Consider the following 23209-nt stretch of genomic DNA (forward strand, 5'->3'; position numbering starts at 1 on the left):
TGCCGGGAGTGGCGTAGGGATGGACTGCCTGAAATGCTCCACGTGCTGCACAGCCCCCGACATTGCCACCCTCGGCAAGGGGCTCGGGGAACGATGCCGGCACCTGGACGACAGTGGCCTCTGCGGCATCTACGGGGAGCGGCCGGCGGTCTGCCGGGGATACCGCCCCGATGAACTGTGCCGCCTCGTGGCCGCACCGACCCTGGAGGAGCGGGTGAGGAACTATCTGCGCCTCTTCGGGGTGGAGGACGAGATTGGGGCTATGCCCCGGAGCCCCGGTAGGTCTTGAGGGAGAAGACGCCCTCCTCCCATTCCCCGTACGTGAAGTGAGTGAGCCAGTCCCCCAGGGAGACGAGGGTCTTGCCGCCGCCGGTTTCGATAAACGGCAGATGAAAGTGGCCGGAGACCACCACGTCGGACCCCTCCCGGAACCGCTCGGCGGCAAAATCGCGGAGCAGGGCGGCGTAGTCCCACCGCTGCCGCCGTTCGCCGTGCTGTTTTCTGCTCTCCCTCGCCATCCGGTCGGCGATCCATGAGGCGACGGCCGGCGGCACGAGCGGTACCACTGCTTTGGTGAGGCGATTGTGGAGGATGAAGCGCAGGAGGCGGTAGGGGTAATCGTGCCGGTTCACCTCGTCGCCGTGGCAGAGGTAGACCCGCTTCCCGCCGATCTCCACTTCGGCCGGACCCGGATGGACCGTTGCCCCGAGGGTTTCGGTGAAAAACGGTCCCAGGTGGAAATCGTGGTTTCCTTCCAGGTAGACGATCCTGACCCCGCTTGCCGCAAGCTCTTGCAGCAGCCCCAGAAGCGGCAGGTAGTGGGTGAAGGGTATCCGGTCGTAGCCGATCCAGAATTCGAAGAGATCGCCGAGGATGTAGAGGGTGTCCGCCGTCCCCCGCAACCCTGCCAGGAATTCCATGAGGAGCCGGTAGTTCCGGTCGTTCTCGTGCCGCAGGTGGGCGTCGGCGATGAAGATCGTGCGCATGGCGGCACTATAAAACAAAAGGCGGGCAAAGGTAAAGGCAATGAAGCGGGGGGGCCGGGGACTTACATGGGTACCATGCGGGATGTGGAGATAGTCTGGGAGGATCTCCTGGAGGCGTTCGACAATCCGGACAGCGACGTCGTCTATTTTCTCGACCGGGAGACGGGGGAGATCTTCTCGGTTCCCTCCGACTATGAGGACGAGGATTTCTGGGCGGAGATCGACGCCAACGACGAGCGCTACCTCCGGATTCCGGGGTTCGACTACGAGGACGAACGGCTGCTGCTCTACGAGTTTATCCGCGGGCTCGACGACGAGGGGCTCAAGGGGATCCTGGAGCGGGCCTTCGAGGGGAAGAAACCGTACGGCCGGATCGACGAGATCCTCTCCTTTTACCCGGACGAGTTCGAGCAGTTCATGGTGATCAAGGAAGGACTCATCGCCGACCGGGCGCGGCGCTGGCTCGAGGAGCACGACCTGTTCGGGGCCGTGGCGGAAGACGATTTCTAGAGCCTGTCGGACTTAGGAACGAATCTACTGCGAGAACGGCAAATCGGTTCGTATTTCCGGGAATTCTTGACGAATAGAACCACTATTCGCCTTCAAATTCCCGAAAATCTGTCCTCGATCTGCCATTCTCTCGCTACGATCCCCTAAGTCCGACAGGCTCCTGAGCCAAGTAACACTTATATTTTCTGCTCAACGATCCCCCCTCCCGACCTCCCCCCGCTTGGGGGAGGAGGGATGGGGAGGGGGAAGATGTACGTGGTACTATAGCCAAGGAGACGAGATGGGAGATCGGGTGCCGGTGGTCAACAGGGTGGTCGGCGTGCTGCTCGTGGCGGTGGCCATCATCGCAACGGGGTATGCCCTGCGCCACACTGTCTCCTGCTTTCTCCTCTCGTTCGTCATCGCCTACCTCCTCGACCCCTTCGTGGTGATGATGGAGCGCCGGGGGGTGCGCCGTACCTGGGGGATCATCCTCCTCTACGTCGGGCTGGGGCTCTTCTCGGTCTTCTTCGTCACGTTTCTGATGCCGTTTCTGAGCATACGCTGGGAGGGGTTCATCACGGGGCTCCCCGCCTATCTCCAGAAGGCGAAGACCCTCGCCCTCGCCTGGAAGATGCGGATCCTCCCCCCCTATGCCGCCGACGAATGGAGGTGGCTCTTCGACTCGGCCGCGGGGCAGCTCGACAAGCTGCTGGCAAAGCTGGGCAGCGGCGTCTACGAGACCGCCGCGGGCCTGGCCTTCAACCTCTTCACCCTGGTCCTCGCCCCGATCCTCGTGTTTTTCATGCTCTGGTACAAGAACGAGGCAAAGGCGGGAGTCGTTGCCTGGCTTCCCCCGGTGCGCCGCGAGGTGCTCATCACCCTCGGCCGGGAAGTCAACCGGAGCATCGGCGGGTATCTGTGGGGGCAGTTCATCGTCTCCGCCATCGTGGCGCTCTTCTCCACCGTCGCCCTGTTCGTCCTCGGCATCGATTACCCGATCTTCAACGGCATCTTCGCCGGCCTCGCCTCCATCCTCCCCTTCATCGGGGTGATCCTGGCGACCCTGCCGCCGCTCTTCTTCGCCTACGTCCAGTACCAGAGCGGCGTGATGATCCTCAAGGTGATCGGAGTCTTCGCTATCATCTACTTCCTGGAAGGGTACCTGGTCAAACCGATCGTCTTCAAGGAGTCGATGAACCTCAATCCGCTCGTCACGATCATCGTGGTGATGGCGTTCGGCGAGCTGATGGGGTTCTGGGGGATCATCCTCGCCATCCCGATCGCCGCCGCCGCCCGGATCGTCATCGACCATGTCCGGCGGGGCGACTTTTCCCGGGGGTAGGGCGGTGCGCCCCCGCGAAGCGGCCCATGTGGCCTGGTTCCTCGCCGGGATCTTCGGGGTGATCCTCCTGGCGGGGCACTTTGCCCGCCACAGCCTCTCGGCCCTCCTGACCGCCCTGGTCATCGCCTACCTCCTCAATCCGGCCATGAAGTTCCTGGAGCGCAAGGGGCTCGGCCGGCTCCCGGCCATCGCCGTTCTCTACCTCTGCCTGGGGGTGCTCCTCCTCTTTTCGCTCTTCGCCCTGATCCCCTATCTCGGTCACCAGCTCGAAGCCTTCCCCCGGGCGGTCCCCCGGTATCTGCAGAACCTGCAGGGGGTCCTGGACGCCTGGAAGGGGCGGCTCGCCCCGTATTACGGCAGCGAGGAGGGGAGCTGGCTCATTGCCCGCGCCGGGGAATCGCTCAGGAAGCTCGCCCAGGACGTCTCCGGTCAGGGATACCAGCAGCTCAAACGGGCGCTGTTCGGCCTCTTCAACCTGATCCTGGCGCCGATCCTCGTCTTCTTCATGCTCTGCTACAAGGAATTCGTGAAGGACCTGATCCTCCGCTTCATCCCCCACCGGGAGCGCCCCTCCTTCCGCCAGGTCGGGGGGCGGGTGAAGGGGGCCCTGGAGCGGTTCGTGGTGGCTCAGTTCATCGACTGCCTCCTGGTCGGCGCCCTCTCCGCCGCGGCACTCTCCGTTCTCGGGGTGGAGTTCGCGCTCCTGAACGGTCTCGTGGCCGGTTTCGCCTCGGTGGTCCCCTTCGTGGGGGTCATCGTGGCGGTCATCCCCCCCACCCTCATCGGCTACGCCGAAACCGGCGACCTCCTCATCATCCCCAAGGTCTGTGCCGCCTACTTCGTCATCTATGTCATCATCGAGGGAAACCTGATCAAGCCGCTCCTGATGCGGGGGACCCTGCGGCTCAACCCCCTGGCGGTGATCTTCGCCCTCATGGCGATGGGGGAGCTGCTCGGCTTCTGGGGGGTGGTGCTGGCGGTGCCGGTGGCGGCGGTGGTGAAGATCTGCGCCGGCGAGTTGCGGGGATATCTGGACGAAAGGAACGCAAACGATGCGTAAGGCAATGTTCGGGATAACCGGGATGCACTGTGCCGGCTGCGCGGCCCGGATCGAGAAGGAGATCGGCCGGATGGCCGGGGTGGCGACGGCGGTGGTGAACTTCGCCACCGAGGAACTGGCGGTGGAGTACGACGAGGCGACGCTTGCCGAAGAGGCCATCGTGGCGCGGGTGAAGGAGCTCGGCTACGGGGCGCGGCGAGCCGCGGGCGCCGGCGAACTCCGCTTCGGCGTCCGGGGGCTCCACTGCGCCTCCTGCGTGGCGAACCTGGAAAAGAAGCTCCTTGCCGACCCCGCCGTCAGCGCCGCCGTGGTGAACCTGGCCCAGGAGGAGGCGCTGGTCCGCTTCGACCCGGCGCACCTCACCCGGGCCGACATCTTCGCCCTCGTCGCCGCGGCGGGGTACACGCCGGTGGATATGGAGCAGGGGGGGGCGGAGGCCGCGTCGGAGCTGAAGGGCCAGCGGAACTGGTTCGTCATGAGCGCCCTCCTCTCCCTCCCCATCATGCTCACCATGACCATGCACGAGAACCGGGCCGTGGGGTGGATGGATCTCGCGCTTTCCACTATCGTCCAGTTCTCGGCCGGGCTCACGTTCTACAAGGGGAGCTGGTTCGCCCTCAAAAACAGGAGCGCCAACATGGATGTCCTGGTGGCGCTGGGGACCTCGGCCGCCTACTTCTACTCCCTCTTCGCCTTCTTCGGGGCCTTCGGCGAGCACGGCGGCCACGTCTTCTTCGAGACCTCGGCCATGCTCATCGCCTTCATCCGCCTCGGCAAGTACCTGGAGGCCCGGGCCCGGGGGAAGGCGGGGGAGGCGCTGAAGAAGCTCCTGCGGCTCCAGGCCGACAAGGCGCGGCTCATGACCCCGGAGGGGGAGCGGGAGGTGCCGGCCTCTGCCGTCCGGGTGGGGGACCTGGTGCGGGTCTTCTCCGGCGAGGCGCTTCCCGTCGACGGCGAGGTGGTGGAGGGGAGCTCCACCGTGGACGAGTCGATGGTCACCGGTGAGTCGCTCCCGGTGGCGAAGAAGCCTGGGGACCCGGTCACCGGTGCCACGGTGAACCGCGGCGGGGTCCTCACGGTCCGGGCAACCCGCATCGGCGAGGAGACGCTCCTGGCCCAGATCGTCCGGATGGTGCGGGAAGCCCAGGCCGACAAGGCGCCGATCCAGCGCTTCGCCGACCGGGTCTCCGGCGTCTTCGTCCCGGTGGTGATCGCCCTGGCGCTTCTCACCTTCCTCCTCTGGTTCCAGGTGCTCCACCAGGAGTTCCTCTTCGCCTTCAAGCTTGCCATCGCCGTGGTGGTCATCGCCTGCCCCTGCGCCATGGGGCTCGCCACCCCCACCGCCATCATGGTGGGGAGCGGGGTGGGACTCGGCCGGGGAATCCTCGTGAAGCGCGGGTCGGTGCTGGAGAACATCTCCCGGGTCCGGGCGATCCTCCTCGACAAGACCGGCACCCTCACCCGGGGGGAGCCGGTTCTGACCGACCTCGTCCCGGCGCCGGGGGAAACGGAGGTGCGGCTTCTGACGCTTCTTGCCGCCGCCGAGTCCCGCTCCACCCACCCCCTGGCCCAGGCCGCCGTGGTCGGCGCCGCGGAGCGCGGGGTGGCCCCCGCGGAGGTGGCGGAGTGCCGGGAGACCGAGGGGGGAGGCATCGCCTGTACTCTGGACGGAGAGCCGGTCATCGTGGGGAGCGCCCGCTTCCTGGAGGAGGCGGGAGTGGCGACGGCGCCCCTGGCCGACGCGGCGGCGCGGCTGGCGGCGACGGGGAAATCCCTCGTCTTCGTGGCGGGGAGAGGGCGTCTCGTCGGGGTCGCGGCCCTGGCCGACAGGCTGAAGGATGGTTCGGCCGCGGCCGTGGCGGCCATGAAGGGGATGGGGATCGCCACTTTCATGATCACCGGCGATCACCGCGCCGTGGCCGCCGCCGTGGCCCGAGAGGCGGGGGTGGACGGCTTCGAGGCCGAGGTCCTCCCGGGCCGCAAGCAGGAGGTGGTGAAGGAGTACCAGGCGAAGGGGTACTTCACCGCCATGGTGGGGGACGGGATCAACGACGCCCCGGCCCTGGCCCGGGCCGACGTCGGCATCGCCATCGGCGGCGGCACCGACGTGGCCAAGGAGACCGGCGACGTGATCCTCGTCCGTGACGACCTGATGGACGTCGTGCGGGCCATTCGCCTCGGGCGCGCCACCCTCGCCAAGGTGAAGCAGAACCTCTTCTGGGCCCTCTTCTACAATATCTTGGGGATCCCGGTGGCCGCCGGCGCCCTCTACCTTCCCCTCGGCATTACCCTGAAGCCCGAGTACGCCGGGCTCGCCATGGCCTTTTCGTCGGTGTCGGTGGTGACCAACTCGATCCTGCTGCGGCGGGTCGGGAGAAAGCTCGGGTGAGGCGGATGATTCGAAACCTTGTGCGCGTGGCGGTTCTGGTCTCGATGGTCACGGCGATGCCGGCGCCGGTCCCGGCGGCCGTTCCTGCAAACGCCGCGGCACCCCGGGGAAGCGACGACGCGCCGTGGCGAAGGGAGCGGGAAGAGCGGACGGTGCAGCGGCTGCGGGAAGACCTGCGGACCCTGATCGCAGCGGCCGACCAGGAAATCGCCGACCTGGACCGCCGGATCGATGCCGTCCTTCCCCTGGAGTCCCCCCGGCGCGAGCGTGGGCTCCGAGACCTGCGGGAGCGGTACCGTGACTACCGCGAGCGGCTTGCCCTCATCGACACCGAGGTCGAGTCCGATCTCGCCGCACCGCCCGATCCGCACCACCCCGCCTCACTGGCCGACGAGAGATATGGCGAGGCGTTGCGCGTCGTACGGGAATTCAGCAAGGCCCTTGGCGCGGCGGTTAAAAGCCTGAACCGGGACCTCCAGAGCCTTGTCCGCCTCCTCGACCGGAAACAGTTCCTGGCGGACCAGCTCGACTCGCTGCAGGAGCGGCTCGACCGGATCGAGGAGCGACTCCAGGGAGGCGGCAAGGGAGACGATTTCCGGAAGCGGGACGAGCTGAGGGTAAAGGTCCGGCACCTCCAGGATGAGCTCCGCTCCCTCGCCGACGTGGACGAGGACCTTCCCAAGCATTTCGCGCTTCTCATCGAGGAGGGGAAGCTGGAGATGGAGTGGCTCGCCGTCGCGGCCGAGCGGTTCGAGGAGTTGCGGAAAAACGGATTTCCCGTTGCCGCGGGGGAAGCCCCCGCCGCCGTGGCGGCCCGCTATCGCGACGAGATCCGTTTCTGCGAGGCGGAGAGCCGGCGTCTCGAACGGCTCCGCGACGACCTCGGAAATCGGCGGGAGCGGTTATCGGCCGCAGGGACCCTCCGGGATCTGGACCGTTCCCGTGATTTCGACGACCTGTACGACCGGTTTGCCGACCGATACGAGCGGGAGGCGGCGCGGTTGCGGCTTCGTGCCGGCGATTACGAGGCAGAACAGACCGGCTTTTCCTCCCGCGGCAGGTGACGTTCCATGAATTGGTGGCCTTCGGCATCGGACCGGATGACCCTTGACCCGGCGGCCGCTGCTTGAACCCTCGCCGAATCCGGGTACACTGTAGCTGATGTCAACAATCGGCAATTGGACGGGGTCTGCTCCGCTCAGAACGCCCTCTTTCTGCTGCTCTAAGCTCATTGCGCGGCAGTCGATCAACTCACCCTGCGGGTTCGAACAAGATCGGCTGCTATCGCTCCATGTCGCCAAGAGCAGCAACGAAAGAGCGCGTATTCGCTCCGTCAGACCCCGTCCAACTGCCGAATTCAGGATGAACGGCACAGGCACCGGCTATCGGAGGGGACCATGGACGGACGGAAGATTGTCAGGACGGACGCCGAGTGGCGGGCGCAGCTCTCTCCCGAGCAGTATGAGATCACCCGGAGGAAGGGAACCGAACGGGCCTTTACCGGCGAGTACTGGAACTGCCACGACGAAGGGACCTACCGCTGCATCTGCTGCGGGGCGGAGCTGTTTCGTTCCGCCGACAAGTTCGACTCCGGGACCGGCTGGCCGAGTTTTTCCGCTCCGATGCGGACGGAAGGGGTGGAGAGCGAGGAGGACCGGAGCTTTTTCATGCGCCGCAACGAGGTCCATTGCGCCTCCTGCGGCGCCCACCTCGGGCACGTGTTCGACGACGGCCCCGAACCCACCGGCAAGCGGTACTGCATCAACTCCGCTGCGTTGAAGCTGGACAGGAAATAGCAGGAGCGCCCCGCCCCCGTTTCTGCCAGCTCCCAGGATATGCCCATGGATCTTCTCGCCGGAGCCTCCCCCGAGTACCTCGAATACCTCTACCGGCGCTGGTGCGACAGCCCGGAGAGCGTCACCCCCGCATGGCATGCCTTCTTCCGCGGTTTCGAGGCCGGGGGCGCCCTGCCGGAGGGGGAGGGGGTCCCCGCCGGGATGGTGGCCAAACAGTCGGCCGTCGACTCGCTCATCTACCGCTACCGCGACCTGGGGCATCTCCTCGCCTGCACCGATCCCCTCGCTTCCTGCAAGCCCGACCATCCGCTCCTGGCCCTGGAACGCTACGACCTGGACGCCGGCGACCTCGATCGGCCCTTCCGTCCCCGCCGCTACCTCCTCAAGCCGGAGGCGACCCTGCGGGAGATTCTCGAAACCCTGCAGCAGACCTACTGCCGCTCCATCGGGGTCGAGTTCATGCACATCCAGGACCCCCGCGAGCGGACGTGGCTCATCGAGCGGATGGAGCCGGTCCGCAACCGCCCCTCCCTCTCGGTGGAGGAGAAGCTCCGCATCCTGGAGACCCTGCAGCAGGCCGCCCTCTTCGAGGGGTTTCTCCACCGCCGGTTCATGGGCCAGAAGCGGTTTTCCCTCGAAGGGGGGGAGACCCTGATCCCCGTTCTCGACGCGGCGGTGGTGCGGGGGGCGGAGCACGGCGTCTCCGACCTCATCCTCGGCATGGCCCACCGGGGACGGCTCAACGTCCTGGCGAACATAGTCGGCAAGCCGCTGGAAAACATCTTCGCCGAGTTTGCCGACAACCTTCCCCTCGGTTTCGTCGGTGACGGCGACGTGAAGTACCACAAGGGATTTTCCTCCGAGCGGGAGCTTCCCGGCGGCCGGCGCATCCACCTCACCCTGGCGTTCAACCCGAGCCACCTGGAGGCGATCGACCCGGTGGTGGAGGGGAAGTGCCGGGCCCGCCAGGATGCCGCCGGTACCGATGGGGCGAAGCGGGTCCTTCCGCTCCTGATCCACGGTGACGCCGCCTTCGCCGGCCAGGGGGTGGTGGCGGAGACCCTGAACCTCTCCCAACTGGAAGGGTACCGGACCGGCGGTACGCTCCACATCGTGATCAACAACCAGATCGGCTTCACCACGCTGCCGGCGGACGCCCGCTCGTCCCTCTACGCCACCGACGTGGCCAAGATGGTGGCGGTGCCGATCTTCCACGTCCACGGCGAGAACCCGGAGGCGGCGGTCCATGCCGTGCGCCTCGCCCTCGATTACCGGCAGACCTTCGGCAAGGACGTGGTGGTGGAGATCATCTGCTACCGCCGCCACGGCCACAACGAGGGGGACGAGCCGTACTTCACCCAGCCGGTGATGTACGACCGGATCAGGGAGCGTCCACCGGTCCACGAGCTCTACGCCGCGCAGCTCGTGGCGGAAGGGGTGGCGCAGGAGGAGATCGACGGCCGGGCGGCGGCATACGCGAAGCTGCTCGAAGAAGCGGTCGCCGCCCCGCCGCGTCCCCTCCCGGCCGGTTTCGACGGGAAGTGGGAGCGGTACCGCCGCGACTATTCGCCGGACCCGGTGGAGACCGCCGTCGACGTCGCGACGCTGCGAAGCCTCGCCGCCCGGCTGGCCGTCATCCCCGAAGGTTTCACCCCCCACCCGAAGGTCGCCGCCCTCCTTGCCCGGCGCCGGGAGGCGGTGGAGAAGGGGGAGGGGATCGACTGGGGAAACGGCGAGACCCTCGCCTGCGCCTCGCTCCTGGCCGAAGGGGTCTCCATCCGGCTCTCGGGGGAGGATTCCCGGCGCGGCACCTTCGGCCACCGTCACTCGACCATCTACGACATGAAGACGGAGACCCCCCACGTTCCCCTTGCCGCCGTGGCGGCATCGGGGGGATCCTTCAACGCCTGGGACAGCATGCTCTCGGAGTTCGCGGTCCTCGGCTTCGAATACGGCTACTCGGTGGAGGCGCCGGAAGGGCTCGTCATCTGGGAGGCCCAGTTCGGCGACTTCGCCAACGGCGCCCAGGTCGTCATCGACCAGTTCGTCGCCGGGGGAGAGTCGAAATGGGACCGGGCGAGCGGCCTCGTCCTCTTTCTCCCCCACGGCTTCGAGGGGCAGGGGGCCGAGCACTCCAGCGCCAGGATCGAGCGCTATCTCCAGCTCTGCGCCGACCACAACATGCAGGTGGCCTACCCCTCCACTCCGGCCCAGCTCTTTCACCTCCTGCGGCGGCAGGTGAAACAGCCGTTTCGCAAGCCCCTCGTTGTCTTCACCCCCAAGAGCCTCCTGCGGCACCCGCGCTGCGTCTCGCGGCCGGAGGAGCTCGCCACCGGACGGTTCCGGGAGGTCATCGTCTCCGGCGCCGCGCCCGGGCAGGGCAGCCGGCTCATCTTCTGCACCGGGAAGGTCTATTACGAGCTCCTGGAGCGGATGGAGGGGGACGGCCGGGACGATCTCGCCGTCATCCGGGTGGAGCAGCTCTACCCCCTGCGGGCCGACCTCCTGAGGGAGGCGCTGGCCCCGTACCGCGGCGTCGCCGATGCCGTCTGGCTCCAGGAGGAGCCGCGCAACATGGGGGGATGGGGCTTTGTCCGGCCGCACCTGGCGGAGCTCCTCGGCGCGGAGCCCCGCTACGTGGGGCGCCCGGAGAACGATGTCCCGGCGGTGGGGTCCCACCGGCTGCACCAGGAGGAGCAGGAGCGGATCATCGGCGAGGCCTGTGCATGAGTTTCCCCCCCCACCCTTACCCTCCCCCGCCAGGGGGGGAGGGAAATGTTTGTAACGATGGCAAGAACCTCAAATTTGTCCCAAACGGAGACCCCCCATGGAAATAAAAGTCCCGTCCGTAGGCGAATCGGTATTCGAGGCCCTGGTGGCCAAGTGGCTCAGGAAGAGCGGCGAAGCGGTCAGAAAGGACGAGCCGGTCTGCGAGATCGAGACCGACAAGATCACCATGGAGCTCAACGCCGAGGCGGACGGCATCCTCACCGTTACGGTGCCGGAGGGGACCACGGTGAAGATCGGTACCGTCATCGGCGAGATTGCCGAAAAGACCGGGGACCGGGGACCTGGGACCGGCAAAGGCGAGGAGACGCCGAAGGAGGCGCCCCCCCTGTCGCCGGCGGTCCGCAAGATCGCCCAGGAGAAGGGAATCCCTCCCGAGGCGGTGGAGGGAACCGGCCGTGGGGGGCGGGTGACCGTGGAGGATATCTTGAAGGCCGGGGCTCGGGACTTGGGACTCGGGGCTGGAAAAACCGTTGAGGTGAGCCCCCAGCCCCCAGCCCCGGCCGCAGGCCCCGTCACGCGCTCGCCCATGACCCCGATCCGCAAGCGGATCGCCGAGCGGCTCCTGGCGGCGCGGCAGCAGACCGCCATGCTCACCACCTTCAACGAGGCGGACATGGGGCGCGTCATGGAGCTGCGGAAGAAGTACCGGGAGCAGTTCCAGAAACGTCACGGCGTCTCCCTCGGCTTCATGTCGTTCTTCGTCAAGGCGTGCGCGGAGGCTCTAAAGGAATACCCCGCCGTGAACGCTTTCATCGACGGCAGCGACATTGTCTACCACCACTACTGCAACATCGGCATCGCCATCGGGGGGGAGAAGGGGCTCGTGGTGCCGGTGCTGCGCGATGCCGAACGGCTCCACTTCGCCGAGATCGAAGGGGCCATCGCCGGGTTCGTGGAAAAGGTCAGGACAAACCGGCTGGAGCTCTCCGACCTGGAGGGGGGGACCTTCACCATCTCCAACGGCGGTGTCTACGGCTCGCTTCTCTCTACGCCGATCCTCAATCCGCCCCAGAGCGGCGTCCTCGGGATGCACGCCGTCCAGGAGCGCCCCGTGGTCCGCGATGGCCAGATCGAGATCCGCCCCATGATGTACCTGGCCCTCTCCTACGATCACCGGATCATCGACGGCCGCGAGGCGGTCGGCTTCCTGAAGAAGGTGAAGGAGTACGTGGAGGAGCCCGAAGAGCTCTTTCTGGAGGGGTAGGGGAGCGTGGCGGGAATGGGTCGCGGGATGACGATGGTGGTGCTCCTGGCGTTAGCTGGGCCGGCCGCCGGCCAGTGGGGGACGGGGAACGGCTATGCCGCCATGCGGGCTGCGGCGCGACGGGGGGATTCCCGGGCCGCCTTCATGCTGGCCCTGATATACCTGGACGGCGCCGGTGTCTCTCGCGACCCGGTGGCGGCGGCCCGGCACATGAAAACGGCGGCGAAGGGGGGGCTCGTGCGGGCCCAGTACTACCTCGGCACGTTTTACCACGAGGGGACCGGGGTCGGGGAGGACCGCAGGGCTGCCGCCCGGTGGATCGGCAAGGCGGCGTCCGCCGGTGACGCCGAGGCCCAGTACGCCTACGGGCTGCTCCTCCTCTCCGGGGACGGGGTGCCGGCCGACAAGGTGCAGGCGATAGAGTGGCTCGGCAGGGCGTCCCGCCAGGGAAACGAGGGGGCCCGCGACGTCCTCCAGGAACTCGTCTCCTTCCGGGGACGCCCCACCGAGGTCCGGGCTCTCCATCCGACCATTTCGGCGTCCAGTTCCTCTCCGCGCCGCGAAGGGAACGACGGCGGCCCGCGCCTGGCGGAGAAGGGGGTCATCCTCGACGAGGGGGAATTCAGCCTCAAGTTCTCCCTTCCGGGTCTCACCGGCGCCAGGTCCCCCTATCCCACCGCCGTGGACGAGAACCTCTGGAACCGTCTCCAGGGGGGGACCTTCGAGATCATCTACCGGCCGGGGACGAAGTAGGCCTCTCCCTCACCCGGCCTGCGGCCACCCTCTCCCTCCGGGAGAGGGATGTTGATCCCTTCTCCCTTGGGGAGAAGGTGCCCCGAAGGGGCGGATGAGGGGATATTGGCATTAATATGAATTTCACAGTCACAGAACTGGAGGCTTCCATGTCGGAACAGATTTACGACCTCATTGTCATCGGCGCCGGTCCCGGCGGCTATGTGGCCGCCATCCGCGCGGTCCAGCTCGGGATGACCGTGGCGGTGGTGGAACAGCGGGAGAGCCTCGGCGGGGTCTGCCTCAACGAGGGGTGCATCCCGAGCAAGGCGCTTCTCGACTCCTCCGAGCTCTTCGCCCTGGCGCGGGACAGCTTCGCCGGCCACGGCATCGGCATCGACCCGCCCCGGCTCGACCTCCCCCTGATGATGGCCCGCAAGGACGACGTGGTGAAGAAGCTGACCGACGGCGTCGCCTTTCTCTTCACGAAGAACAAAATCGCCTCGGTCAGGGGGACGGCGCGCCTTACCGGCGAGCGGGACGGCGTTCACGGTGTAGAGGTGGCGGCCCCGGAGGGGACGCGGCAGCTTCGGGGTAGACGGGTGCTTCTCGCCACCGGGAGCGAGGCGGCGGCGATCCCCTTCATGCCGTTCGACGGGGAAACGGTGGCAAGCGCCCGGGAGGCCCTCTCCTTCGACCGGGTGCCGGAGCATCTCCTGGTGGTCGGGGCCGGTTACATCGGCCTGGAGCTCGGCTCGGTCTGGCGGCGGCTCGGCGCCCGGGTGACGATGGTGGAGATGCTCCCGAAGATGCTACCCAACACCGACGGCCAGGTGGCCGACACCCTGATGCGCTCCCTGAAGAAACAGGGGATCGCCTTCCGGATGGAGACGAAGGTGACCGGTTTCGAGAAGCGGGAGGGGAAGGCGCTGGTGACTGTGGAAAGCGGCGGCGCCACCGAGGAGATCGCCTGCGACCGGGTGCTGGTGGCGGTGGGGCGGCGCCCCCTGACGGCGGGGCTCGGGGTGGAGGAGCTGGGGGTCCGGCTGGAGGAGGGGCGGATCGCCGTGGACGACGATTACCGGACCTCGGTGCCGGGGATCTACGCCATCGGCGACCTGATCCACGGCCCCATGCTCGCCCACAAGGCGATGGCCGAGGGGGAGGTCTTCGCCGAGCGGCTCGCGGGGCAGGCGTCGGTGGTGGACTACGCGTTCATCCCTGGTATCGTTTATACATGGCCCGAGGCGGCCGGCGTCGGCCGGACAGAGGAAGAGCTGAAGGGGGAGGGGGTAGAGTACCGCGTCGGCAAATTCCCCTTCATGGCCAACGGCCGCGCCAGGTGCATGGACGAGACCGAGGGGTTCGTGAAGATCCTCGCCAAACCGGACAGTGGCCGGGTCCTCGGCATCCACGTCATCGGCCCCCGGGCCTCGGACCTCATCGCCGAGGCGGTGACGGTGATGACCTACGGCGGCAGCGCCGCCGACATCGCCATGACCTTCCACGCCCACCCGACCCTCTCGGAGGTGATGAAGGAGGCGGCCCTGGATGTGGAGAAGCGGGCGATACATGCGTAAGGAAGGAGATTCCCATGGGCAAGAACCTCGCAACGAAGATCCTCGAAGCGCATCTCGTGAAGGGTGAACTGAAACCGGGGACTGAGATTGCGCTGAAGATCGACCACGCCCTCCTGCAGGACGCCACCGGCACCATGGCGATGCTGGAGTTCATCGCCATGGGGGTGGACCGGGTGAAGGTGGAGCTGGCGGCCCAGTACATCGACCACAACCTCCTCCAGACCGACAACCGCAACGCCGACGACCACATCTTCCTCATGACCGCGGCTCAAAGGTTCGGCATCCATCTCTCCAAACCGGGAAACGGGGTCTCCCATCAGGTGCACCTGGAGCGTTTCGGCGTGCCGGGGCGGACCATGCTCGGCGCCGACTCCCACACCACCTCCGCCGCGGGGCTCGCCATGATCGCCATCGGCGCCGGGGGGCTCGATGTTTCCCTCGCCATGGCGGGGCACCCGTTCCATCTCCCGTGCCCGAAGATCTGGGGGGTGAAGCTCACCGGAGAGCTCCAGCCCTGGGTCTCGGCCAAGGACGTGGTCCTGGAGATGCTCCGCCGCCACACGGTGAAGGGAGGAGTGGGGAAGATCATCGAGTACTACGGCCCCGGCGTGGCGACCCTCTCCGCCACCGACCGGGCCATCATCGGCAACATGGGAACGGAGCTGGGGGCCACCACCTCCGTCTTTCCCTCGGACCACCGGACCCGGGAGTTTCTGGAGGCCCAGGGGCGGGGCGAGGTCTGGCAGGAGCTTGCCGCCGACCCCGACGCCACCTACGACGAGTACGAGGAGATCGACCTCGCCGCGGTGGAGCCCCTCATCGCCTGCCCCTCCTCGCCGGACAAAGTGGTGCGGGTGGCCGACATCGAGGGGCTGAAGGTGGATCAGGTGATCGTCGGGAGTTCCGCCAACTCCGCCTTCCGGGACCTCATGACCGTCTGCCGCATCCTCGACGGCCGGCGCGTCGCCTCCCACCTCTCCTTCAACGTGAACCCCGGGAGCCGGCAGGTGCTGGAAAACGTGGCGGACGCCGGGGGGGTGATGATGCTCCTGCTGGCCGGCGCCCAGATCCACCAGCCGGGGTGCCTCGGGTGCATCGGGATGGGGCAGGCGCCGGGGACCGACCAGGTGAGCCTGCGCACCTTCCCCCGCAACTTCCCGGGGCGCAGCGGCACCAAGAACGACCGGGTCTACCTCTGCTCCCCCGAGACGGCGGCCGCCGCCGGTCTCTTCGGCGTCGTCACCGACCCCCGCAAGCTGGGGGACCTCATGCCGTGGCCCAACGTGCAGAACCCGGCGAAGTACGTCCTGGACGACTCCAGCATCATCTTCCCCCTCCCGCCGCAAGAGGCGAAGGAGGTGGAGATCGTCACCGGTCCCAACATCGTCCCGTTCCCCGACTTCGACGAGCTCCCCGAGGCCCTGGAGGCGGAGGTCATCATCAAGGTCGGGGACAACATCTCCACCGACACCATCATGCCGGCGGGGAACAAGGTGCTCCCGTACCGGAGCAACATCCCGGCCATCAGCCGATTCGTCTTCGACCAGATCGATCCCGAGTTCCCGAACCGGGCGAAGGAGAAGGGGAACGGCGTCGTCATCGGCGGCGAGAATTACGGCCAGGGGTCGAGCCGGGAGCACGCGGCGCTCGCCCCGCGCTACCTCGGCATCCGGGCCAAGATCGTCAAGAGCTTCGCCCGGATCCACAAGGCGAACCTGGTGAACTTTGGCATCCTCCCGCTCACCTTCAGGAACCCGGCAGACTTCGATCTGCTGAAGGCGGGGGATAGGGTGACCTTCTCGAACCTGCGGGGGCTCGTCGCTTCCGGGGCCAGCGAGATTCGGGTGAAGGTCGACGGCCGGGAGATCGTCACCGTCCTGGAGGTTTCCGACCGGCAGCGGCAGGAACTCCTGGCGGGGGGGACGCTGAATTATGTGAAAAGTACCACGTAGGGGCAAACCTTGTGTTTGCCCCTACACGGGTGAACACTCACCAGAGGGGATCACAAGGATCGCCCCTACATTCTGTGGATATTCGAGGCACCCATGGAATCCAAACTGCGCGCCATTCTGCCCGACGCCGAGCTGCTGAAGATGTACGAGCAGATGGTCCTTGCCCGCGAGTTCGAGGAGTCGTGCGCCGAGCAGTACACCAAGGGGCACATCACCGGTTTCCTCCACCTCTACAGCGGCCAGGAGGCGGTGGCCGTCGGCGCCACGGCGGCGCTCCACAGGGACGACTACATCCTCTCCGCCTACCGCGAGCACGCCCAGGCCATCGTCCGGGGGGCGGAGCCGCGGCGGGTCATGGCCGAGCTCTTCGGGAAGGCCACCGGCCTCTGCAAGGGGAAGGGGGGCTCCATGCACCTCTTCTCCCCGGAGCTCTCCTTCATGGGGGGGTACGCCATCGTCGGCGGCCAGTTCCCCATTGCCGTGGGGCTCGCCTTCGCCGCCACCTACCGGAAGGAGGACCGGATTGCCGCCTGCTTCTTCGGCGACGGCGCCGTGAACCAGGGGACGTTCCACGAATCCCTCAACTGGGCGCGGCTCTGGGAGCTGCCGGTCCTCTTCGTCTGCGAGAACAACTTCTACGGCATCGGTACCTCCGTGGCACGGGCCTCGGCCCTCTCCGACATCCACAGGCGGACCTGCGGCTACGACATCCCCTCCGTGCGGGTCGACGGCATGGACGTAGTCGCCGTCCACGAGGCGGTCAAAAGGGGTGCAGAGTGGGTGCGGGAGCAGAGCCGCCCCTACCTCATCGAGGCCATGACCTACCGCTTCCGCGGGCACTCCATGGCCGATCCGGGCAAGTACCGCAGCCTCGCCGAGGTGGAACTCTGGAAGGCCCGGGACCCGATCCCGAACTTCGCGAAGAGGCTCGTGGAGGAGGGGATCGCCACCGAGGCCCAGCTGTCGGGGATTCGCCAGCAGGCCCTTGTGACGGTGGCCGATGCGGTGGCGTTTGCCGAGGAATCGCCGTGGCCGGAGGATGACGAGGTGTACCGGGACATCTATGTCTGACGTGAGTTAAGGCGGTCACGGAAAGAGGAGATCGAGATATATGAAGGCTAAGGAGTTTTACCGGAAATTTGACGAGGGTGAGGACATTCCGATCGCAACATCGGTCGCGCCGCCGATATACTCCGTTGGGCCGTGCCGTATTTATTGATAGAAACGGAGATTTTCCATGCCTGAAATGACCTATCGCGACGCCCTGAACCTGGCCCTGAAGGAGGAGATGCGCCGGGACCCCTCCGTCGTCATCTGGGGGGAGGACGTGGCCCTGTACGAAGGTTCCTTCAAGGTGACCCGGGGGCTGCTGGCGGAGTTCGGCGAGGAGCGGGTGAAAGATACCCCCATCTCGGAGAACACCATCGTCGGCGTGGCGGCAGGGGCGGCCATGGGGGGCCTGAGGCCGGTGGCGGAGCTTATGACGGTGAACTTTGCGCTGCTCGCCATGGACCAGATCATCAACCACGTCACCAAGATCCGGTACATGTTCGGCGGCCAGGTGACCCTTCCCCTGGTCATCCGGGCCCCCGGCGGCGGGGGGAGCCAGCTTGCCGCCCAGCACTCCCAATCACTGGAGACCTACTTCATGCACGCCCCGGGGATGTACGTGGCGGTGCCGGCCACTGCGGCCGATGCCAAGGGGCTTCTGAAGAGCGCCATCCGCGACGACAACCCGGTGATGTTCCTGGAGCACGAGCTTCTCTACAACAGCAAGGGGGAGGTCCCCGACGACCCGGAGTTCGTCATCCCCCTCGGCAGGGCCGACGTGAAGCGCGCGGGGAAGGACGTGACTATCGTCGCCTACTCGCGGATGACCATCCTGGCGCTCCAGGCGGCGGAGGAGCTGGAGAAGGAGGGGATCTCCTGCGAGGTGGTGGATCTGCGCACCCTCACCCCCCTCGATGAGGAGACCTTCGTCGAGTCGGCGAAGAGGACCGGCCGGGCGGTGGTGGTGGAGGAGTGCTGGCGCAGCGCCGGGCTGGGGGGGCATCTCGCCGCCATCATCGCCGAGGAGTGCTTCGACCGGCTCCTGGCGCCGGTGCGGCGGGTCTCGGGGCTCGATGTGCCGATGCCGTATTCGCGGAAGCTGGAGAGGCTCTGCATCCCGCAGGTGGAGGGAATCGCCGCGGCGGTGCGGGAGACGTTGAGCGGGAAGTACTGAAAAGTTGAGGTTGTTATGGCCACCGACATCACCATGCCGAAGCTTTCCGACACCATGACCGAGGGGCGGCTCATTGCCTGGAAGAAGAGTGTGGGGGACAAGGTCGAGCGGGGAGAGATCATCGCGGAGGTGGAGACCGACAAGGCGACCATGGAGCTGGAGGCGTTCGCCTCGGGCGTGCTGGCCGAGCAGCGGGTAAAGCCGGGGGAGATGGCGGCGGTCGGCGCGGTCATCGGTGTTATCGGCGAGGCGGGCGAGGCTCCTTCACCCGCCGTGGAGAAGCCGACTCCTCCTCCCGAGACGGCACGGGAGCCTTCGGCGGAGCCGGCAGCGGCGGAACCGACGGCGGGCGAACTCCCCGAGCGGGTGATGGAGCGTCCCGGGGGCGAGCCGGTTCCCCCGGTCTCCGCCGGGCCTCCCGAAGAGACGAAGGCGGCGCCGGTGGTGCGACGGCTGGCGCGGGAGAAGGGGGTCGACCTCCGGCAGGTGCCCGGCAGCGGTCCCGAGGGGCGGATCCTCCTGGAAGACCTGGAGCGGTATCTGGCGAAACGGGAAGAGGGGGAGGCGGCCGCCCCCGCGGCGCCCCTCCGGGGAGGAGAGGAGCCCCTCTCGCGGATGCGAAGCGCCATCGCGAAGGTGACGGCGGAGTCGTGGCGGACGATCCCCCACTTCTACGAGACGGTGGAGATCGACATGAAGGAGGGGGGGGAGATCGTCCGCGAGCTGAAGGGGAGCGGCCACGCCGTCACCTTCAACGACCTGGTGATCAAGGGGTCGGCCCTGGCCCTTGCCGCGTTCCCCCGGCTCAACGCCTCCTTTGCCGGTGACCGGATCGCGCTCCATGAAGAGATCAACATCGGTTTCGCCGTGGCGATGGAAGAGGGGCTCCAGGTGCCGGTGGTGAAGGGGTGCCAGGGGCTTGCCCTCAAGGAGATCGCCCGGCATACGGTGCGCCTGGCCGAGCGGGCCCGCAGCGGCGCCATCACCCAGGAGGAGATCTCCGGCGGCACCTTCAGCGTCTCGAATCTCGGGATGTACGGGATCGAGGAGTTCGCCGCCGTGATCCTCCCCCCCCAGGCGGCGATTCTCGCCGTTGGGGCGGTGGCCGACCGGCCGGCGGTGTGCGGGGGGGAGCTGGTGGTGGCCAGGACCATGCGGGTGACTCTCTCCTGCGACCACCGGGTCGTGGACGGCGCCTACGGGGCGCGGTTCCTGGAGGAGCTGAAACGGGTGCTGGAAAACCCGGTGCTGATGCTGGTATGAGAGTAGAGGAAGCCGGTATCGTCGATTACCACGCCGCCTACGCCATCCAGGAGCGGCTCGCGGCGGGGGTGGCCGCCGGCGGCGCCCCGGAGACGCTGCTCCTTCTGGAGCACCCGCCGGTCTACACCATCGGCCGGGGCGGATCTGGCACAAACATCCTCGATTCCGCCATCGGCGCGGTGGCGACAAACCGGGGGGGGGACGTGACCTACCACGGCCCGGGACAGCTCGTCGGCTACCCGATCATCGACCTGGGGCGCCGGGGCCGCGACCTCCACCGCTACCTCCGCTTCCTGGAGGAAGTGCTGATCCGGGTGGCGGCCAGCTTCGGCGTCGAGGCGTGGCGGGTGCCGGGGCGCACGGGCATCTGGACGGAGGGAGGGAAGCTCGCCTCCATCGGCGTCGGCGTCCGCCGCTGGGTCACCATGCACGGCTTCGCCCTCAACGTTGCCAACGACCTTGCCCCCTTTTCCCGGATCAACCCCTGCGGCATGGCGGGGTGTCCGGTTACGTCGCTGGAAATCCTCTGCGAACGGGCCGTTTCGCTTGAAGAGACGAAGCGGCTGGTTGCAGGGGAGTTTTGCGATTTGCTCGATCAACTTCTGATCAAGGAGGCTTCCCGTGTCCACTGACGAACTGAAACTCCCCCTCGAAAAGCTTCGGTGGGTCTGCGATCCCGAGCAGTTCGACTTCGCCACCACCGCCGATCTCCCGGAACTGGAAGGGACCCTTGGCCAGATCCGGGCCCTGGCCTCCATCGACTTCGGCCTCGGCATCCGCGAGAGCGGCTTCAACCTCTACCTGGCGGGGGAGCCGGGGACCGGCCGCACCTCCACCATCAAGAACATCCTCAAGAAGCGGGCGAAGGGGGAGGCGACCCCCTCGGACTGGGTCTACGTCAACAACTTCAGGAGTCCCGACCTTCCCATCGCCCTGGCGCTGCCGGCCGGCAAGGGAGTCGAGCTGGAAAAGGAGATGGAGGAGCTCATCTCCAACGTGCGGACCATCATCCCCAAGGCCCTCGACAGCAAGGAGTACGAGAACAACAAGGCCGCCATCATCGAGGAGTACCAGGGAAAGAACAACGAACTCTTCGGCGGGCTGGAGGCCGAGGCCCAGTCGAAGGGGTTCGCGCTGCAGCGGACCGTTTCGGGGCTCGTCATGGTCCCCCAGAAGGAGGAGCGCAACTATACCCAGGAGGAGTATGACGCCCTCCCCCCCGAGGAGCGGGAGAAGCTGGACGCCATCGGCCAGGAGCTGACCGACAAGCTGAACGACGTGCTCCGCCAGGTGCGGGAGAACGAGAAACAGACCAAGGATGCCCTGGCCCAACTCGACCGGGACCTGGGGGTCGCCGCCGTGGGGCACCATATCGACCCGCTGCGCGAGAAGTACGGCGACAACCGGAAGGTGACGGAGTACCTCGACGCGGTACAGGAGGACATCATCGCCAACCTGGAGGACTTCAAGCCCCAGCAGCCGGTCCAGTCGCCGATCCCGGGGCTCAAGTTCCCCCGGCAGGAACCTTCCTTCGAGCGCTACCAGGTGAACGTCTTCGTCGACAACCACGGCTGCGAGGGGGTGCCGGTGGTCTTCGAGCCGAACCCGACCTACAACAACCTCTTCGGCAGGCTCGAACACGTCATGCAGATGGGGGGAGTCGCCACCACCAACTTCACCCTCATCAAGCCGGGGGCGCTCCACAAGGCCAACGGAGGCTACCTGATCATCGACGCCCGGGAGGTCCTCATCAACCCCTTCTCCTGGGACGCCCTCAAACGCTGCATCCGCAACGCCGAGATCAAGATCGAGGATCCGCTGGAGCAGTACCGCTTCATCACCATCGCCTCCATGAAGCCGGAGCCGATCCCCCTTGCCGCCAAGATCATCATGATCGGCTCCCCCTGGATCTACTATCTCCTCTTCCACCTGGAACCCGACTACCGCAAGTTCTTCAAGGTGAAGGCCGACTTCGACAGTCGCATCGCCCGAACGCCCGAGGTGCTGAGGGACTACGCCCTCTTCGTCGCCACCCATTGCAAGAACGAGAAGCTCCTCCCCTTCGACCGCAGCGGGGTCGCCGCCCTCGTGGAGTACTCGGCGCGGCTCGTGGAGGACCAGGGGAAACTCTCCTCCCAGTTCATGGAGATCTCGGACCTGATCCGCGAGGCGAGCTACTGGGCCGGGAAGGAGGGGGAAGGAGCCGCCACCCGCGCCCACGTGACCCGGGCCATCGAGCAGAAGACCTACCGGAGCAACCGGATCGAGGAGCGGATGCAGGAGCTCTTCGACGAGGGGATCATCCTCGTGGATACCGCCGGCGAGATGGCGGGCCAGATCAACGGCCTGTCGGTCATCACCCTGGGGGACTATACCTTCGGCCGCCCCTCCCGGGTCACGGCCCGGGTCTGGCTCGGGCGGGCCGGGATGGTCAACATCGAGCGGGAGGTGAAGCTCTCGGGGCCGATCCACGACAAGGGGGTCCTGATCCTCACCGGCTACCTCGGCGGAAAGTTCGCCCACGATAAGCCGCTCTCCTTCTCCGCCTCCATCTGCTTCGAGCAAAACTACGAGGGAGTCGAGGGGGACAGCGCCTCCTCCACCGAGCTCTACTGCCTCCTCTCCGCCTTCTCCGGCGTCCCGATCCGCCAGGGGATCGCGGTCACCGGCAGCGTCAACCAGCACGGGATGATCCAGCCCATCGGCGGGGTGAACTTCAAGATCGAGGGATTCTACGAAGTCTGCAAGGCGAAGGGGCTCACCGGGGATCAGGGGGTGATCGTCCCGAAGAGCAACGAGCGGCACCTGATGCTGAAGGACGAGGTGGTGCAGGCGGTGCGCGAGGGGCGGTTCCACATCTGGAGCATCGAGACCATCGACGAGGGGATCGAGATCCTGACCGGGGTCCCGGCGGGGCGCCTCCGGGACGACGGCACCTACCCCGAGGGGACCATCAACCACCGGGTGGACCGGCGGCTGCGGGAGATGCTCGAAAGCATGAAGAAGTTCGGGGTGGGGGGGGAGAAAGACGAGCGGAAGGAGCTTCCCTCCCCCGCACCGAACGGAGGAGGACCGTCATGAACCGTCATCATCTGGCCTTTGTCGCGATCGGCGCGGCCATCGCCGCGGCGGGATGCAGCCGCGATTCCGGCGCCTCCGGCGCGGCCCTTTTCGCCATCCACTGCGCCGGCTGTCACCCCGACGGTGGGAACACCGTGAACCCGAAGAAGACGCTTCGTGCCGCCGACCGGCAGGCAAACGGCATCCGGACGGCCGGCGACGTCGCCGCCCTCATCCGCAATCCCGGCCCGGGGATGCCCGTGTTTACCCCCGGGGTCATCCCCGCCGGAGAGGCGAAGCGGATCGGAACCTATGTGGTAACCACATTCCGGTGAGGGG

Annotated in this window: 19 protein-coding genes; 18 read left to right on the forward strand and 1 reads right to left on the reverse strand. The window is 66.9% G+C overall.

Annotation, left to right across the window (positions count from 1 at the left end):
* Positions 1 to 19 precede the first annotated feature (19 nt).
* Complete coding sequence (locus M6689_RS05840; protein WP_298268978.1) at positions 20 to 289, forward strand: YkgJ family cysteine cluster protein; 270 nt, start codon at positions 20 to 22, stop codon at positions 287 to 289.
* Here M6689_RS05840 and M6689_RS05845 read toward each other — a convergent pair.
* Complete coding sequence (locus M6689_RS05845) at positions 261 to 986, reverse strand: UDP-2,3-diacylglucosamine diphosphatase (protein ID WP_298268981.1); 726 nt, start codon at positions 984 to 986, stop codon at positions 261 to 263. The two genes, M6689_RS05840 and M6689_RS05845, sit on opposite strands and share 29 nt — an antisense overlap.
* Before the next feature lie 66 nt (positions 987 to 1052).
* Here M6689_RS05845 and M6689_RS05850 point away from each other — a divergent pair, with 66 nt between their 5' ends.
* From M6689_RS05850 to M6689_RS05930, 17 genes are all read left to right on the forward strand, one after another.
* On the forward strand, positions 1053 to 1496 hold the full coding sequence (locus M6689_RS05850) for a UPF0158 family protein (RefSeq protein WP_298268984.1): 444 nt from the start codon (positions 1053 to 1055) through the stop codon (positions 1494 to 1496).
* 280 nt (positions 1497 to 1776) lie between these two features.
* Complete coding sequence (locus M6689_RS05855) at positions 1777 to 2820, forward strand: AI-2E family transporter (protein WP_298268987.1); 1044 nt, start codon at positions 1777 to 1779, stop codon at positions 2818 to 2820.
* Between the two features lie 4 nt (positions 2821 to 2824).
* Positions 2825 to 3880, forward strand: coding sequence for an AI-2E family transporter (locus M6689_RS05860; protein WP_298268990.1), 1056 nt, complete (start codon positions 2825 to 2827; stop codon positions 3878 to 3880).
* Entirely contained in the window at positions 3873 to 6269 is a 2397-nt protein-coding gene (locus M6689_RS05865) for a heavy metal translocating P-type ATPase (RefSeq protein WP_298268993.1), read from the forward strand. Before M6689_RS05860 ends, M6689_RS05865 begins: the two co-directional genes overlap by 8 nt.
* A gap of 5 nt (positions 6270 to 6274) precedes the next feature.
* Positions 6275 to 7333: a hypothetical protein gene (locus tag M6689_RS05870; protein ID WP_298268995.1), complete on the forward strand. Its 1059-nt coding sequence runs from the start codon at positions 6275 to 6277 to the stop codon at positions 7331 to 7333.
* Positions 7334 to 7666: 333 nt separating this feature from the next.
* Entirely contained in the window at positions 7667 to 8065 is a 399-nt protein-coding gene (gene msrB, locus M6689_RS05875; protein WP_298268997.1) for a peptide-methionine (R)-S-oxide reductase MsrB, read from the forward strand.
* A 45-nt stretch (positions 8066 to 8110) separates the two neighbouring features.
* Positions 8111 to 10795 (forward strand): 2-oxoglutarate dehydrogenase E1 component, encoded by a 2685-nt coding sequence (locus M6689_RS05880; protein ID WP_298268999.1) that lies wholly within the window; start codon positions 8111 to 8113, stop codon positions 10793 to 10795.
* A gap of 97 nt (positions 10796 to 10892) precedes the next feature.
* Positions 10893 to 12059 (forward strand): 2-oxoglutarate dehydrogenase complex dihydrolipoyllysine-residue succinyltransferase, encoded by a 1167-nt coding sequence (gene odhB, locus M6689_RS05885; protein ID WP_298269002.1) that lies wholly within the window; start codon positions 10893 to 10895, stop codon positions 12057 to 12059.
* A 15-nt stretch (positions 12060 to 12074) separates the two neighbouring features.
* A complete protein-coding gene (locus M6689_RS05890) occupies positions 12075 to 12812 on the forward strand; it encodes a tetratricopeptide repeat protein (protein ID WP_298269238.1) in 738 nt (245 codons plus the stop codon).
* 149 nt (positions 12813 to 12961) lie between these two features.
* Positions 12962 to 14371, forward strand: a complete 1410-nt coding sequence (gene lpdA / locus M6689_RS05895) for a dihydrolipoyl dehydrogenase (protein WP_298269004.1) — start codon at positions 12962 to 12964, stop codon at positions 14369 to 14371.
* A 14-nt stretch (positions 14372 to 14385) separates the two neighbouring features.
* Positions 14386 to 16323: an aconitate hydratase gene (locus M6689_RS05900; RefSeq protein ID WP_298269008.1), complete on the forward strand. Its 1938-nt coding sequence runs from the start codon at positions 14386 to 14388 to the stop codon at positions 16321 to 16323.
* Between the two features lie 93 nt (positions 16324 to 16416).
* Positions 16417 to 17394 (forward strand): pyruvate dehydrogenase (acetyl-transferring) E1 component subunit alpha, encoded by a 978-nt coding sequence (pdhA, locus tag M6689_RS05905; RefSeq protein WP_298269010.1) that lies wholly within the window; start codon positions 16417 to 16419, stop codon positions 17392 to 17394.
* Positions 17395 to 17560: 166 nt separating this feature from the next.
* Positions 17561 to 18547, forward strand: coding sequence for an alpha-ketoacid dehydrogenase subunit beta (locus tag M6689_RS05910; RefSeq protein ID WP_298269012.1), 987 nt, complete (start codon positions 17561 to 17563; stop codon positions 18545 to 18547).
* Positions 18548 to 18562: 15 nt separating this feature from the next.
* The gene (locus M6689_RS05915; protein WP_298269015.1) at positions 18563 to 19810 is read left to right on the forward strand and encodes a dihydrolipoamide acetyltransferase family protein; all 1248 of its coding nucleotides are present in this window, start codon (positions 18563 to 18565) and stop codon (positions 19808 to 19810) included.
* Complete coding sequence (gene lipB / locus M6689_RS05920; RefSeq protein WP_298269016.1) at positions 19807 to 20442, forward strand: lipoyl(octanoyl) transferase LipB; 636 nt, start codon at positions 19807 to 19809, stop codon at positions 20440 to 20442. Before M6689_RS05915 ends, lipB begins: the two co-directional genes overlap by 4 nt.
* Entirely contained in the window at positions 20432 to 22891 is a 2460-nt protein-coding gene (locus M6689_RS05925) for a Lon protease family protein (protein ID WP_298269018.1), read from the forward strand. The genes lipB and M6689_RS05925 overlap by 11 nt, the downstream gene beginning before the upstream one ends.
* Positions 22888 to 23205 (forward strand): c-type cytochrome, encoded by a 318-nt coding sequence (locus tag M6689_RS05930; RefSeq protein ID WP_298269021.1) that lies wholly within the window; start codon positions 22888 to 22890, stop codon positions 23203 to 23205. The genes M6689_RS05925 and M6689_RS05930 overlap by 4 nt, the downstream gene beginning before the upstream one ends.
* Positions 23206 to 23209 lie beyond the last annotated feature (4 nt).

This window comes from Geobacter sp. (assembly GCF_027327745.1).
In the GTDB taxonomy this organism is placed as follows: domain Bacteria; phylum Desulfobacterota; class Desulfuromonadia; order Geobacterales; family Geobacteraceae; genus Geobacter.